Genomic DNA, 12432 nt, shown 5'->3' with positions numbered 1-12432 from the left:
ATCCCACGCCTGCGCAAGCGGGCGTTTTTACTTGGAAAATCGAAACCGATGACCGCCCAACTGATCGACGGCAACGCCCTCGCCAAAACCATCCGCGCCGAGGTGTCCGGCCGCACCGCCGCACTCAAGGCCCGTGGCGTGAATCCCGCCCTTTCCATCATCCTCGTGGGCGAAGACCCGGCCAGCCAGGTCTACACGAAGCACAAGGTCAACGACAGCGCCCAGACCGGCCTCGACGCCACGCTCGAGACCTACCCCGCCGACATGAGCGAGGCCGACCTGCTGGCCCGCGTCCGCACGCTCAACGACGACCCGAAGGTGCACGGCATCCTGGTCCAGCTGCCGCTGCCCAAGCACATGGACAGCCAGAAGGTCATCGAGACGATCTCGCCGGCCAAGGATGTCGACGGCTTCCACGTCGCCAGCGCAGGCGCGCTGATGACCGGTGCGCCCGGCTTCTGGCCCTGCACGCCGCACGGCTGCATGAAGATGCTCGAGTCCATCGGCTATGACCTGCGCGGCAAGCATGCCGTGGTCATCGGCCGCAGCAACATCGTCGGCAAGCCGATGGCCATGATGCTGCTCGCCAAGAGCGCCACCGTGACCATCTGCCACAGCGCTACGAAAGACCTGGGCGCCATCACGCGCCAGGCCGACGTGATCGTCGCGGCGGTGGGCAAGCTCGACCTCCTGACCGCCGACATGGTGAAGCCCGGCGCGGTCGTCATCGACGTGGGCATGAACCGCAAGCCGGATGGCAAGCTCGCCGGCGACGTCGATTTCGACGGCGTGAAGGAAGTGGCAGGCTGGATCACGCCCGTGCCCGGTGGCGTGGGCCCGATGACGCGCGCCATGCTGCTGGTCAACACCCTTGAAGCGGCAGAGCGCGCCGCAAGATAAGAATCAGACTGTCGCTTGCCCGCTGCCTGCAGCCGCCTTTCCGGGCGGTTCCGCAGCGGCTCCCGAAATGGTCCCGTCAGCTCGAACAGGATTTTTCCAATGACAAACCCGCTCCTCGATTTCACCGATCTCCCTCTGTTCGACAAGATGAAGCCGGAGCACGTGTCGCCCGCCGTCGATGCGCTGCTGGCCGATGCCGAGGCCGCGCTGCAGACCGTGACCGCGCCGGAATTTCCCGCCGACTGGAACGCGATCTCCAAGGTGCTCGACGTGGCCTCCGAACGCTTCAGCCGCGCCTGGGGCGCCGTTGGCCATCTCAACGCCGTGGCCGACACGCCCGAGCTGCGCGCCGCCTACAACGAGGCGATGCCGCGCGTCACCGCCTTCTGGACCCGGCTGGGCTCCGACGAGCGCCTGTACGCCAAGTACAAGGCCATCGACGTCGCCACGCTCAACGCCGAGCAGCGCCAGGCGCACAGCAACGCAGTGCGCAACTTCGTGCTTGGCGGTGCCGAGCTGCAGGGCGAGGCCAAGAAGCGCTTCGCCGACATCCAGGAACGCCAGGCCGAGCTGAGCCAGAAGTTCAGCGAGAACGCGCTCGACGCCACCGATGCCTTCGCCTACTACGCCTCGCTCGGCGAGCTCGAAGGCGTGCCCGAGGACGTGGTGAGCGCCGCGCGCGCGGCCGCCGAAGCCGACGGCAAGGAAGGCTACAAGCTCACGCTGAAGATGCCGTGCTACCTGCCGGTGATGCAGTTCGCCAGAAGCAGCGAACTGCGCGAGAAGCTCTACCGCGCCTACGTCACGCGGGCCAGCGAGTTCGGCGACGCGGCCTTCGACAACACCACGCTCATCACCGAGATCCTCGCGCTGCGCGAGGAAGAAGCCAAGCTGCTTGGCTACAGGAACTACGGCGAACTCTCGGTCGTTCCGAAGATGGCCGAATCGCCCGAGCAGGTCGTGAAGTTCCTGCGCGATCTCGCGACCAAGGCCCGGCCCTATGGCGAGCGCGATCTCGCCGACCTGCGGGTCTTCGCGGCCGAGCAGTTGAGCATTGCCGATCCGCAGCCCTGGGACTGGAGCTACATCGGCGAGAAGCTCAAGGAAGCGCGCTATGCCTTCAGCGAGCAGGAAGTGAAGCAGTATTTCCCGGCGCCGAAAGTCATGGCCGGACTGTTCAAGATCGTCGAGACGCTGTTCGAGGTGTCGATCCGCCGCGACTCGGCGCCCACGTGGCACCCGAGCGTCGAGTTCTACCGCATCGAGCGTGCGGGCCAGAAGGTCGGCCAGTTCTATCTCGACCCGTCCGCCCGCGCCGCCAAGCGCGGCGGCGCATGGATGGACGACGTCCGCGCCCGCTGGCTGCGCCCCGACAACGGCGCGCTGCAGACGCCGGTCGCGCAACTGGTGTGCAACTTCGCCAGCGGCGTCGACGGCAAGCCGCCGCTGCTCACGCACGACGACGTGACCACTCTCTTCCACGAGTTCGGCCACGGCCTGCACCACATGCTCACGCAGGTGAACGAGCGCGATGTCTCGGGCATCAGCGGCGTCGAGTGGGACGCGGTCGAGCTGCCGAGCCAGTTCATGGAGAACTTCTGCTGGGAGTGGGACGTGCTCAAGCACATGACCGCCCACGTCGACACCGGCGAGCCGCTGCCGCGCGCGCTGTTCGACAAGATGACGGCGGCCAAGAACTTCCAGAGCGGCCTGCAGACGCTGCGCCAGATCGAGTTCTCGCTGTTCGACATGCTGCTGCACACCGAGTACCACGCCGCCACCGCCAAGGCCGGCGAGGTGATGGCGCTGCTGGGCAAGGTGCGCGACGAGGTGGCGGTGATGCCATCGCCTCCGTTCAGCCGCACGCCGAATACCTTCAGCCACATCTTCTCGGGCGGCTACGCGGCCGGCTACTACAGCTACAAGTGGGCCGAGGTGCTGAGCGCCGACGCCTATGCGGCCTTCGAGGAAACCGTGGGCACCAACGGCGAGCCGAACATCGAAACCGGCCGCAAGTACCGCCAGGCCATCCTGGAGGCCGGCGGCAGCCGCAGCGCCATGGACTCGTTCAAGGCCTTCCGTGGCCGCGAGCCCCAGCTTGATGCGCTGCTGCGACATCAGGGCATGGCCGAGCCCCAGCCCGCTTGATGCATCGCTGAAGCTTGCGATACTCGGGCGATGCACACGATTTACAAAATCTCACCATTGCATCGCCTGACCGGCCTTGCCCTTGTGCTCGTTGCCGCGGGCGCCATGGCGCAACCCGTCTACCGCCAGGTGGACAAGAACGGCAAGGTCACCTTCTCCGACCGGGCGCCCACCGCCAGCAGCGAAGCGGCATCGGGCTCGCAAAGTTCCGCCACCTCATCCAGCGCCGGCGCGGGCCTGCCCTATGAACTGCGCCAGGTGGCGCAGCGCTACCCGGTGACGCTCTACAGCGGTGACGAGTGCGCCCCCTGCAGCGCAGCCCGCACGCTGCTCGTCACGCGCGGCATTCCGTTCGAGGAGCGCACTGTCAAAAGCAACGAGGAAATCGAGGCGCTGCAGCGCCTGAGCAGCCAGAGCTCGCTGCCGCTTTTGACCATCGGGTCGCAGCAACTCAAGGGTTATTCCGACACCGAGTGGTCGCAGTACCTCGATGCGGCCGGATACCCCAAGAGCAACAGCCTGCCCGCGGGCTACCGCAATGGGCAGGCCCGGCCGCTGGTCGCGCAGCAGGCGGCGCCCGCCCCCCGCGCCGCGGCGGCACCAGCAGCACAACCCGCACCTCCGCCGCCCGCATCGAGCGAGCCGAGCCCGAGCAACCCGGCCGGCATCAAGTTCTGACCGGAGCCGCCGGCCTCAGGCGGAAAACTCCATCGTCTTCACGCCGGCTGCAGTGCCCAACAGGCACACGTTGGCCTTCTGGTGCGCAAAGACGCCGACCGTCACCACGCCCGGCCACTGGCTCACCGTGGTTTCGAAGGCCAGCGGGTCGGCGATCTTCAGGCCGGTGACATCGACGATGTGCTGGCCGTTGTCCGTGACCAGCGGCAGGCCGTCCTTCTCGCGCACCTGGGCGATGCCACCCATGGCCGCGAACTGGCGCATCACTCGCTGCGCGGCCATCGGAATCACCTCCACCGGCAGCGGAAACGCGCCCAGCACCTCCACCAGCTTGGAAGCGTCGGCAATGCACACGAACTTGCGCGACTGGGCCGCGACGATCTTCTCGCGCGTGAGCGCGGCACCGCCGCCCTTCACCATGAAGCCGCGGTGATCGATTTCGTCGGCGCCGTCGATGTAGACCGACAATTCCTCCACCTCGTTGCTGTCGAACACCGGGATTCCCAGCGCGAGCAGGCGCTCGGTCGAGGCGACGGAACTGGAGACTGCCCCCTTGATCTCGCCCTTGATGGTGGCCAGCGCGTCGATGAACTTGTTCACCGTCGAGCCGGTGCCGACACCGACGATTTCGCCCCTGGTCACGTAGGCCAGCGCAGCGAGACCGACCTGGGCCTTGAGCTCGTCCTGGGAGAGTGGGTTGGAGGGGGTTGGGGAGGCGGGTGCGGTCATCACGGACAATCCTTGGCTCATTGAAGTCCAGAATTATCCGATGCCCCTGCTGATGCCCTCCTCGCTCTACGGCCTGGCCCGCCCTTTCCTGTTCGGTTTCGACCCCGAACATGCCCATGAAATCACGCTGGACGGGCTGGCGCGCACCCAGAACACGCCGCTGGCCTGCGCGTACTCGGCACCGCGCGTCGACGATCCGGTTCAGCTTGCCGGCCTCACATTTCCCAACCGCGTGGGCCTGGCCGCCGGGCTGGACAAGAATGCCCGCTGCATCGACGCCTTCGCCGCCATGGGGTTCGGCTTCGTCGAGGTCGGCACGGTCACGCCGAAGGCCCAGCCGGGCAATCCCAAGCCGCGGATGTTCCGCCTGCCGCAGCGCGACGCGCTGATCAACCGGCTCGGTTTCAACAACGAAGGGCTCGACGCCTTCCTGGGCAACGTGCAGAAGGCGCGTTTTCGCAAGGGAAGCAGCGGCGCGAAATCGCCGATGCTGCTGGGGCTCAACATCGGCAAGAACGCCGCCACGCCGATCGAGCGCGCAGTCGACGACTACCTGGCCTGCCTCGACGGCGTGTATCCGCATGCCGACTACGTGACGATCAACATCTCGAGCCCCAACACCGCCAACCTGCGCACGCTGCAGAGCGATGAGGCGCTCGATGCCTTGCTCGGCGCGGTGGCCGAGCGGCGCGAGGCGCTGGCGGCGCGCCACAACAAGCGCTCGCCGCTGTTCGTGAAGATCGCGCCCGATCTCGACGAGGCCCAGGCAGCCGTCATCGCCGCCACGCTCAAGCGCCACGGCATGGACGGCGTGATCGCCACCAACACCACGCTCGCACGCGACGCGGTCAAGGGCCTGCAGCATGCAGAAGAAGCTGGCGGACTGTCGGGTGCGCCAGTGCGCGAGGCAAGCAGCCGCGTGATCGCCCAGCTGCGCGCGGCGCTGGGCACGGGCTTTCCGATCATCGGGGTCGGCGGCATTCTCAGCGGCGCCGATGCCAAGGCAAAGATCGCCGCAGGTGCGGACGTGGTGCAGATCTACACCGGATTGATCTACCGCGGCCCGGCCCTGGTCCGCGAAGCAGCCCAGGCGCTGCTGCGCGATCGCAGCAGCAAGGCCTGAGCGTCCTTCTTTTCTGTCAGCGCATGCGCCAGAGCACTGGCGCAATGACTGCCACCCAGCGCAGCAGCCGCTTCGGCCGGATCACCACGACGGCGGCGGCCGCGACAACGCCCGTGGCCACCGGATGCGCACGCGCGATGCGCAATGCGGCGGCCGCGGCCGACTCGTTGGGCGGAGGCGCGGAGCCCTCGCTTGCGGGCTGAGTCTCGCGCCCGCCCTGCATCGTCGCGATGCGCAGGCGCTGAAGCTCCATGCGCGCCAGCAGCTCTTCGCGCGTGACCGGCCTGCGGACGCGGCGCGGCGCTTCTTCTTCGTCTTCCGCTGGGTCCTTGCCCAGGCCGAACTGCTCCTGGGCCCAGGCCCAGTCGCGCTCGAACTCCTGGCGCGCCGGCAGGAAGCCGTTGGATGCGTTGCGCAGGGTCAGCAGCAAGCCAATGGCAGCGGCCAGCCAGAGCACGATCCAGGCACCCGCCACCGACCATGCGGCCGTAACGCGGTACGGCGTGTCCCAGTAGTTCACCACCACTGCGACTGACAGCAGGGCCACCGTGACGGTGGTCAACCCCAGAACGGCCAGCGAGAGAAGGAGCATCAGCTTGAGGCGCTGCTTCTCGTCCTCCCAGGCCATGCGCAGCAGTTGGACCCGATCTTCGGCAGCCAATGCGCCTTCGGCCGCGGCGATGCGCAACCGGCGGATCCGGGCATTCAGTCCGAACAGGGACAGCAGCCTCACGGGCTGGCTCCTGTCATGTCCGGGCGAACGATGCTGCTGTCGCCGTGCTGCGCGCTCAGGTCAGCGGCGGCCAAGCAGCAGGCCCACCAGCACGCCGACGGCCAGTGCGGCACCGGCGATCTGCCACGGTTCGTCGTGGGCGTAGGCATTGGCGGAACTGGCCGCCTCGCGGGCCTTCTTGGCGGCGAGCTTGCTCTTCTCGGCCGCGAGTTCGCGTGCGATGGCCAGCTTGGTGTCGATGCGCTGGCGCAGCGCCTTGATGTGGGGAACCGAATCCAGGTCCTTGCTTGCCAGCACGCCACGCACGTCGCTCGCGATGTCTTCGGCTGCTGCTTCAAGATTTTGGGATGCACTCATTGGAAACTTTCCTCCGTGATGACACCGGCACCGCGCCGGCGGCTTCGCGCCAGCAAGTGGCGTGCTGTCATGTTACAGGCACAAAAGACCCTCAGGCGCGACAGATGTGCAGCTTTTGGCACGCAATGAGCCCTATCCCCCGCATGAAGCCTCTCAGCCGTCGGCCAGCAGGGCAGCCACATGGCGCGCGATGGCCAGGCTGCTCGTGAGCCCCGGCGACTCGATGCCGAAGAGATTGACCAGCCCCGGCACGCCATGCGACGCGGGCCCGTCGATCATGAAGTCGGCCGCGGGCTCGCCCGGACCCGAGATCTTGGGCCGCATGCCCGCGTAGCCCGGAATGAGCGCACCGTCAGGCAGCGCGGGCCAGTACTTGCGCACCTCGGTATAGAAACTTTCGCCTCGGGCAGGGTCCACCACCAGTTCGTCGGGCGAAGACACCCATTGCACGTCAGGCCCGAACTTGGCCTGCCCACCCAGGTCGATCGTGAGGTGCACGCCCAGTCCACCCGGCTCGGGCACGGGATAGACGAGGCGGCCGAACGGCGCTCGCCCCGACAGGGTGAAGTAGTTGCCCTTGGCGAAGTATTCCTTCGGCACCGCCGAGGACGGCAGGCCCTCGAAGCGCCGGGCCAGCGCAGGTGCGCCCAGCCCCGTCGCATTGACCACGCTGCGGCAACGCAGCGTCGTGCCGTCTTCCGCCATCAGGATGATGGCTTCGCCACCGCATTCGGCACGCAAGATCGGCGACTTCAGCGCCAGCATGCCGCCGGCGTTCTCGAGGTCGCCGAGCAGACTCAGCATGAGTGCGTGACTGTCGACGATGCCGGTACTCGGCGAATGCAGCGCGGCCACGCAATGCAGCTGCGGCTCCATCTCGCCTGCCTGCTGTGCGGTGATCAGTTCCAGGTCATCGACACCGTTGGCGGCGGCCTTCGTCCGAATGACTTCGAGCTGGCCCGCCTGCTCGGGCAACGTCGCCACGATGAGCTTGCCGCAGCGCTGGTGCGGCACGCCACGCTCAGCCGCGTAGGCGTACAGCAATTCCTTCCCCTCGACGCAGAGCCTCGCCTTCAATGAGCCCTGCGGATAGTAGATGCCGGCATGAATGACCTCGCTGTTGCGCGAACTCGTTCCCGTGCCGATGGCTCCCTCGGATTCGAGTACCAGCACCTCCCGGCCTGTAAGCGCCAACGCGCGCGCCACAGCAAGCCCCACCACACCACCGCCGATGACGGCGCAATCGATTTCATCCATCGCGCGAGCTTAGCGCGGCTCGCGCGCGGATTCCGGGATTCGCCCTCACCGCACGGAGGGCGGCGGCTCGGGGTCGGTGGGCTCGTCGTCGGGTGGCGTCTCGGGTCCTTCGTCTGGCTCGACAGGCAGGCTCGGCGCGACGGGCTGTGGAACATCGGGATGAGTGGCCATGGCTGCACTCCTTTCCCCTTGGTTCTAGGTCACGACAGCGGGAATGTCGACAGCAGCTTGGCTGCACCTGCCGTCGGTGCATGCCGACAGCTTACCCAGCCGATGCGAGCGGGCCACCTTACTACTTATTGCGACTTGGGGACCGATGGCGGATGTGTTGTACTGCCGCGCGTTGCCGAGGCCCGGCAGGTATCGCTTTCTTCAGGGAGAGAAATGTCCACTATCGATGCAAACGGGATGCTGATCGATCCCAAGGTGATCCTGAGGCGATCATCGGGAATCGAACACGGCGCCCTTCCCAGCGTGCTCGCCATCGTCGTCCACCAGACCGACTCGGGCACCGCCGAATCCAGCCTCAACGGCTATCAGGTAGGGGGCAACGGTGCCCACTTCCTGATCGACAAGAACGGCCAGATCTACCAGACCGCCAGCGTCTTCGCGCGCTGCTATCACGTAGGCAAGCTGATCAAGTCGAAGTGCCTGGCCATCAACAAGAGCAGCTGCGACACGGGGGCAATGGCCAAGATGCTCGCGATGTCGTGGGTCAACCAGATCAACGCCATCGACGCGCACGAACGCGCGAAGCCCTACCCCGACCGGTATCCGGTGAACAGCGACTCGATCGGCATCGAGCTGGTCGGCATGCACATCGACGACAAGACCTACGAAGCGGTGACCGCCGCGCAGAACAGCTCGCTCCAGTGGCTGATCGAGGAGCTGTACGCGCAGTTCAACCTCAAGGCGGAAGACGTCTACAGGCACCCGACGGTCTCGTACAAGAACCCCGGCGAAGCGAGCTCGGCGATATGGAAGTGAGAGTCCGCGTACTGGGCCTTGCCGTCGGCGCGATGCTCGTCGCTTCCTGCGCGACCCGCGATGTGAGGTTCACGAACGTCTACGTTGCCGATTTCCATTCCGATGCGCCGACCAGTTGCCGCAGTTCCGACGTGCCGCGAAACCATGGACAGGCGCGCGAATTCTTCTCGAAGGCTCGCGAGGTCGACTACAAGACTCTTCACGACAACTACGAACTGGCCCCCTGCTATGCCGAGGGCACGCTGATCCGCCAGGGCAAATCGTGCGATTGGCAGATCCGCGCGGGTGCAACGGGATCAGTGCAATGCGGGGAGCAGAAGCTGTACTTCGCGTGCGACACCTGCGGCGACCTCTTCGAAGGCGCAAAGTAGACGGACGAATCGACTAACCAGGCCGCCCGATCGAATGCAAAAACAAAAAAGCGACCTGGAAATCCAGGTCGCTTTTTGATTTGGTGGGCGGTGGAGGCTTCGAACCTCCGACCCCAGCAGTGTGAATGCTGTGCTCTACCCCTGAGCTAACCGCCCTAAGCGCTGCTGTTTACCTGCAGCGCCTTGAAAACGTATCGCGTTCTGCGAAGCCTCAGATTATGCCATAGCTTTTCAGCCGTTTTAACGAAACAGCGTGCGACCACCACTAGATTTATCGAGTTGCACCAACACGGCCTCGTGCGCGGTCAGTTCGTGCTCGGCCGCCATGATCACCGGCAACTCGAACTGGCTCAGGTCGACGGCCACCACGGCGGCGCCCTGCACCGGCTCGCTCGCAGCCACGTCGATGAGCAACGCGTCCTGCCCACGTGTGAGGTTGATGTAGACGTCAGCCAGCAGCTGGGCGTCGAGCTTGGCGCCGTGGAAGGTGCGGTTGGAGCGGTCGACGCCAAAGCGGTCGCACAGGGCATCCAGCGAATTGCGCTTGCCCGGGTACACCTGCTTGGCCATGGCCAGCGTGTCGGTCACTTCGCTGACGAAGGTGCGCAGTGGCGGCAGGCCGGCGCGCTCGAACTCCTTGTTGAGGAAGCCGACGTCGAAGGCCGCGTTGTGAATGATCAGCTCGGCGTCGCGCAGGTACTCGACGATGTCGTTGGCCAGCGTGCCGAACTTCGGCTTGTCGCGCAGGAAGTCGGTCGTCAGGCCGTGGACCTTCAACGCGTCCTCGTGGCTTTCTCGCTCGGGGTTGAAGTAGATGTGCAGGTCGTTGCCGGTGAGCTTGCGGTTGAACAGCTCCACGCAGCCGAGCTCGATGACGCGGTCGCCGTTCTCCGCCGAGAGGCCGGTGGTTTCGGTGTCGAGGACGATCTGGCGCGACATCAGTGGTTTTCCTTGGCGTGGTTGATCGAGTACTTCGGAATCTCGATCGTCACATTCTCCTGCGCTAGGATCGCCTGGCAACTCAGGCGCGACTGCGGCTCCAGCCCCCAGGCGCGGTCGAGCAAGTCTTCCTCGCCCTCTTCCGCTTCGTTCAGCGAATTGAAGCCCTCGCGCACGATCACGTGGCAGGTGGTGCAGGCGCAGCTCATCTCGCAGGCATGCTCGATGTCGATGTGGTTGTCGAGCAGTGCCTCGCAGATCGAGGTGCCGGCGGGCGCTGTGATTTCGGCGCCCTGCGGGCAGTACTCGGGATGCGGGTAGATCTTGATCGTGGGCATGCTGTGGTTCTAGAGGGATTCGACCTTGCGCCCGGCAAGCGCACGCGCAATGCCTGCGTTCATCCGCTGTGCGGCAAAGGCTTCAGTGTCGTCGGCCAGCTTCTTGGTGGCGGCTTCGATGGCCGCGGCTTCGTTGCTGCCTTTGATGGCTTCGCGCAGTTGCGTCATCGATGCATCGATGGCGGCGCGCTCTTCGTCGCTCAGCAGGTCGCCGTCGGCATCGAGCGCGCTCTGCGTGGCGAGCAGCATGCGGTCGGCATCGACGCGTGCCTCGACCAGCGCGCGGGCTTGCATGTCCTGCTGCGCCGTGGAAAAGCTTTCCTGCAGCATGGTCGCGATCTGGTCGTCCGACAGGCCGTACGACGGCTTGACCGCCACGCTGGCCTCGACGCCGCTGCCCTGCTCCTTCGCACTCACGCTCAACAAGCCATCGGCATCGACCGTGAAGGTCACGCGGATGCGCGCTGCGCCGGCCGCCATCGGCGGAATGCCGCGCAGCGTGAAGCGCGCGAGACTGCGGCAGTCGGAGACGAGATCGCGCTCACCCTGCACGACGTGCAGCGCCAGTGCGGTCTGGCCGTCCTGGTAGGTCGTGAAGTCCTGCGCCATCGCGGTGGGGATGGTCTGGTTGCGCGGCACGATGCGCTCGACCAGTCCGCCCATCGTCTCGATGCCGAGCGACAGCGGGATCACGTCGAGCAGCAGCAGTTCGCCCGCACCGTTGTTGCCGGCGAGCTGGTTGGCCTGGATGGCGGCGCCGAGGGCCACGACCTCATCGGGATTCAGATTGACCAACGGCTCGCGGCCGAAGAAGTCGGCCACCGCGCTGCGGACCTGCGGCATGCGGGTGGAACCGCCGACAAGCACGATGCCCTGCAGGTCGTCAGGCTTGAGCTTCGCGTCACGCAGCGCCTTGCGAACTGCGGTGATGGTGCGGTCGGTGAGCGGCCGGGTGGCGGTGTAGAACTGTTCGCGGGTCAGGTCGAACGAAACGGTCTTGCCCGCCAATTCGGCATTGAACGGGACCGTCTCCGAATCAGTCAGCGCCTCCTTGGCGGCACGAGCGGCCACGAGCAGCGCGGCCTTGTCGGTATCGCTGCCAGCCTGCAGGCCCGTCTGGGCGAGCACGAAGTCGGCCAGCGCGTGGTCGTAGTCGTCGCCGCCGAGGGCCGAGTCGCCCCCCGTGGCGATCACTTCGAACACGCCCTGCGCCAGTCGCAGGATCGAGATGTCGAAGGTGCCGCCGCCCAGGTCGTAGACCGCGTAGACGCCTTCGCTCGCGTTGTCCAGGCCATACGCGATGGCGGCGGCCGTCGGCTCGCTGATGAGGCGCAGCACATTGAGGCCGGCGAGCTGCGCGGCGTCCTTGGTCGCCTGGCGCTGGCCTTCGTCGAAATATGCCGGCACGGTGATGACGGCGCCGTAGAGTTCGTCGTCGAAGGTGTCCTCGGCGCGGAAGCGCAGCGTGGCCAAAATTTCGGCGCTGATCTCGACCGGCGACTTCTCGCCAGCCAGCGTCTGTACCTTGACCATGCCGCTGTCGCTGCCATCGATGCGGTACGACATCGCCTCGCGGTTCGCGATGTCTGCGAGGCCGCGGCCCATGAGCCGCTTCACCGAGGTGATGGTGTTGGCCGGATCCTGCGCGCGCGCCGCCAGGGCCTCGAAGCCGATCTGGCGGCGGTCGCCTTCGAGGTAGCGCACTGCCGAGGGCAGCAGCAGGCGGCCCTGGTCGTCGGGCAAGCATTCGGCCACGCCGTTGCGCACCGAGGCCACCAGCGAATGCGTGGTGCCGAGGTCGATGCCCACGGCGATGCGGCGCTGATGCGGGTCGGGCGCCTGTCCGGGTTCTGAAATCTGAAGAAGAGCCAT

At 66.2% G+C, this 12432-nt stretch carries 14 protein-coding genes and 1 tRNA gene; 6 read left to right on the top strand and 9 right to left on the bottom strand.

Annotation, left to right across the window (positions count from 1 at the left end; all coding sequences use genetic code 11):
• The first annotated feature begins 48 nt into the window (after window positions 1–48).
• The 3 genes from folD to EJO71_RS17955 all read left to right on the top strand — a co-directional run bounded on the left by folD (window position 49) and on the right by EJO71_RS17955 (window position 3726).
• The gene (gene folD / locus EJO71_RS17965) at window positions 49–900 is read left to right on the top strand and encodes a bifunctional methylenetetrahydrofolate dehydrogenase/methenyltetrahydrofolate cyclohydrolase FolD (RefSeq protein ID WP_125949727.1); all 852 of its coding nucleotides are present in this window, start codon (window positions 49–51) and stop codon (window positions 898–900) included.
• A 99-nt stretch (window positions 901–999) separates the two neighbouring features.
• Window positions 1000–3048, top strand: coding sequence for a M3 family metallopeptidase (locus EJO71_RS17960; protein WP_125949728.1), 2049 nt, complete (start codon window positions 1000–1002; stop codon window positions 3046–3048).
• A gap of 30 nt (window positions 3049–3078) precedes the next feature.
• Window positions 3079–3726, top strand: coding sequence for a glutaredoxin family protein (locus EJO71_RS17955; RefSeq protein WP_125949729.1), 648 nt, complete (start codon window positions 3079–3081; stop codon window positions 3724–3726).
• Window positions 3727–3741: 15 nt separating this feature from the next.
• On the opposite strand, the gene rpiA is transcribed toward EJO71_RS17955, so the two are convergent.
• On the bottom strand, window positions 3742–4455 hold the full coding sequence (rpiA, locus tag EJO71_RS17950) for a ribose-5-phosphate isomerase RpiA (RefSeq protein ID WP_125949730.1): 714 nt from the start codon (window positions 4453–4455) through the stop codon (window positions 3742–3744).
• Between the two features lie 40 nt (window positions 4456–4495).
• Here rpiA and EJO71_RS17945 point away from each other — a divergent pair, with 40 nt between their 5' ends.
• Window positions 4496–5578 (top strand): quinone-dependent dihydroorotate dehydrogenase, encoded by a 1083-nt coding sequence (locus EJO71_RS17945; RefSeq protein WP_125949731.1) that lies wholly within the window; start codon window positions 4496–4498, stop codon window positions 5576–5578.
• A gap of 16 nt (window positions 5579–5594) precedes the next feature.
• Here EJO71_RS17945 and EJO71_RS17940 read toward each other — a convergent pair whose 3' ends face one another.
• The 4 genes from EJO71_RS17940 to EJO71_RS17925 form a co-directional block, all read right to left on the bottom strand.
• Window positions 5595–6311, bottom strand: coding sequence for a phage holin family protein (locus EJO71_RS17940; protein ID WP_125949732.1), 717 nt, complete (start codon window positions 6309–6311; stop codon window positions 5595–5597).
• Window positions 6312–6371: 60 nt separating this feature from the next.
• Window positions 6372–6668 (bottom strand): DUF883 family protein, encoded by a 297-nt coding sequence (locus EJO71_RS17935; protein WP_125949733.1) that lies wholly within the window; start codon window positions 6666–6668, stop codon window positions 6372–6374.
• Window positions 6669–6821: 153 nt separating this feature from the next.
• Window positions 6822–7925, bottom strand: a complete 1104-nt coding sequence (locus EJO71_RS17930; RefSeq protein WP_125949734.1) for an NAD(P)/FAD-dependent oxidoreductase — start codon at window positions 7923–7925, stop codon at window positions 6822–6824.
• 45 nt (window positions 7926–7970) lie between these two features.
• Window positions 7971–8096 (bottom strand): stereocilin, encoded by a 126-nt coding sequence (locus tag EJO71_RS17925; RefSeq protein WP_125949735.1) that lies wholly within the window; start codon window positions 8094–8096, stop codon window positions 7971–7973.
• 213 nt (window positions 8097–8309) lie between these two features.
• Here EJO71_RS17925 and EJO71_RS17920 point away from each other — a divergent pair, with 213 nt between their 5' ends.
• Together EJO71_RS17920 and EJO71_RS17915 are read left to right on the top strand one after the other, a co-directional pair.
• Entirely contained in the window at window positions 8310–8912 is a 603-nt protein-coding gene (locus EJO71_RS17920) for a peptidoglycan recognition family protein (protein ID WP_125949736.1), read from the top strand.
• 32 nt (window positions 8913–8944) lie between these two features.
• Window positions 8945–9283, top strand: coding sequence for a hypothetical protein (locus tag EJO71_RS17915; RefSeq protein ID WP_240651417.1), 339 nt, complete (start codon window positions 8945–8947; stop codon window positions 9281–9283).
• An 81-nt stretch (window positions 9284–9364) separates the two neighbouring features.
• Here the strand turns inward: EJO71_RS17915 and EJO71_RS17910 are convergent.
• From EJO71_RS17910 to hscA, 4 genes are all read right to left on the bottom strand, one after another.
• Window positions 9365–9439 (bottom strand) — tRNA-Val (locus tag EJO71_RS17910).
• An 84-nt stretch (window positions 9440–9523) separates the two neighbouring features.
• The gene (gene dnaQ / locus EJO71_RS17905; protein ID WP_125949738.1) at window positions 9524–10222 is read right to left on the bottom strand and encodes a DNA polymerase III subunit epsilon; all 699 of its coding nucleotides are present in this window, start codon (window positions 10220–10222) and stop codon (window positions 9524–9526) included.
• Entirely contained in the window at window positions 10222–10560 is a 339-nt protein-coding gene (gene fdx, locus EJO71_RS17900; protein ID WP_125949739.1) for an ISC system 2Fe-2S type ferredoxin, read from the bottom strand. Before fdx ends, dnaQ begins: the two co-directional genes overlap by 1 nt.
• Before the next feature lie 9 nt (window positions 10561–10569).
• The gene (gene hscA / locus EJO71_RS17895; protein WP_125949740.1) at window positions 10570–12432 is read right to left on the bottom strand and encodes a Fe-S protein assembly chaperone HscA; all 1863 of its coding nucleotides are present in this window, start codon (window positions 12430–12432) and stop codon (window positions 10570–10572) included.

The sequence above is a fragment of the Variovorax sp. 679 genome (assembly GCF_003952185.1).
Taxonomy (GTDB): Bacteria; Pseudomonadota; Gammaproteobacteria; order Burkholderiales; family Burkholderiaceae_C; genus Variovorax.
The sequence above is the reverse complement of the archived record's forward strand: the minus strand, read 5'-3'. Positions and strand labels throughout refer to the sequence as shown.

Bases quoted from the DNA above. Each gene is read 5' to 3' on its own strand.
- folD (WP_125949727.1), top strand. From the start codon at position 49: ATGACCGCCCAACTGATCGACGGCAACGCCCTCGCCAAAACCATCCGC.
- EJO71_RS17960 (WP_125949728.1), top strand. From the start codon at position 1,000: ATGACAAACCCGCTCCTCGATTTCACCGATCTCCCTCTGTTCGACAAG.
- EJO71_RS17955 (WP_125949729.1), top strand. From the start codon at position 3,079: ATGCACACGATTTACAAAATCTCACCATTGCATCGCCTGACCGGCCTT.
- rpiA (WP_125949730.1), bottom strand. From the start codon at position 4,455: ATGACCGCACCCGCCTCCCCAACCCCCTCCAACCCACTCTCCCAGGAC.
- EJO71_RS17945 (WP_125949731.1), top strand. From the start codon at position 4,496: ATGCCCCTGCTGATGCCCTCCTCGCTCTACGGCCTGGCCCGCCCTTTC.
- EJO71_RS17935 (WP_125949733.1), bottom strand. From the start codon at position 6,668: ATGAGTGCATCCCAAAATCTTGAAGCAGCAGCCGAAGACATCGCGAGC.
- EJO71_RS17930 (WP_125949734.1), bottom strand. From the start codon at position 7,925: ATGGATGAAATCGATTGCGCCGTCATCGGCGGTGGTGTGGTGGGGCTT.
- EJO71_RS17925 (WP_125949735.1), bottom strand. From the start codon at position 8,096: ATGGCCACTCATCCCGATGTTCCACAGCCCGTCGCGCCGAGCCTGCCT.
- EJO71_RS17920 (WP_125949736.1), top strand. From the start codon at position 8,310: ATGTCCACTATCGATGCAAACGGGATGCTGATCGATCCCAAGGTGATC.
- EJO71_RS17915 (WP_240651417.1), top strand. From the start codon at position 8,945: ATGCTCGTCGCTTCCTGCGCGACCCGCGATGTGAGGTTCACGAACGTC.
- dnaQ (WP_125949738.1), bottom strand. From the start codon at position 10,222: ATGTCGCGCCAGATCGTCCTCGACACCGAAACCACCGGCCTCTCGGCG.
- fdx (WP_125949739.1), bottom strand. From the start codon at position 10,560: ATGCCCACGATCAAGATCTACCCGCATCCCGAGTACTGCCCGCAGGGC.
- hscA (WP_125949740.1), bottom strand. From the start codon at position 12,432: ATGGCTCTTCTTCAGATTTCAGAACCCGGACAGGCGCCCGACCCGCAT.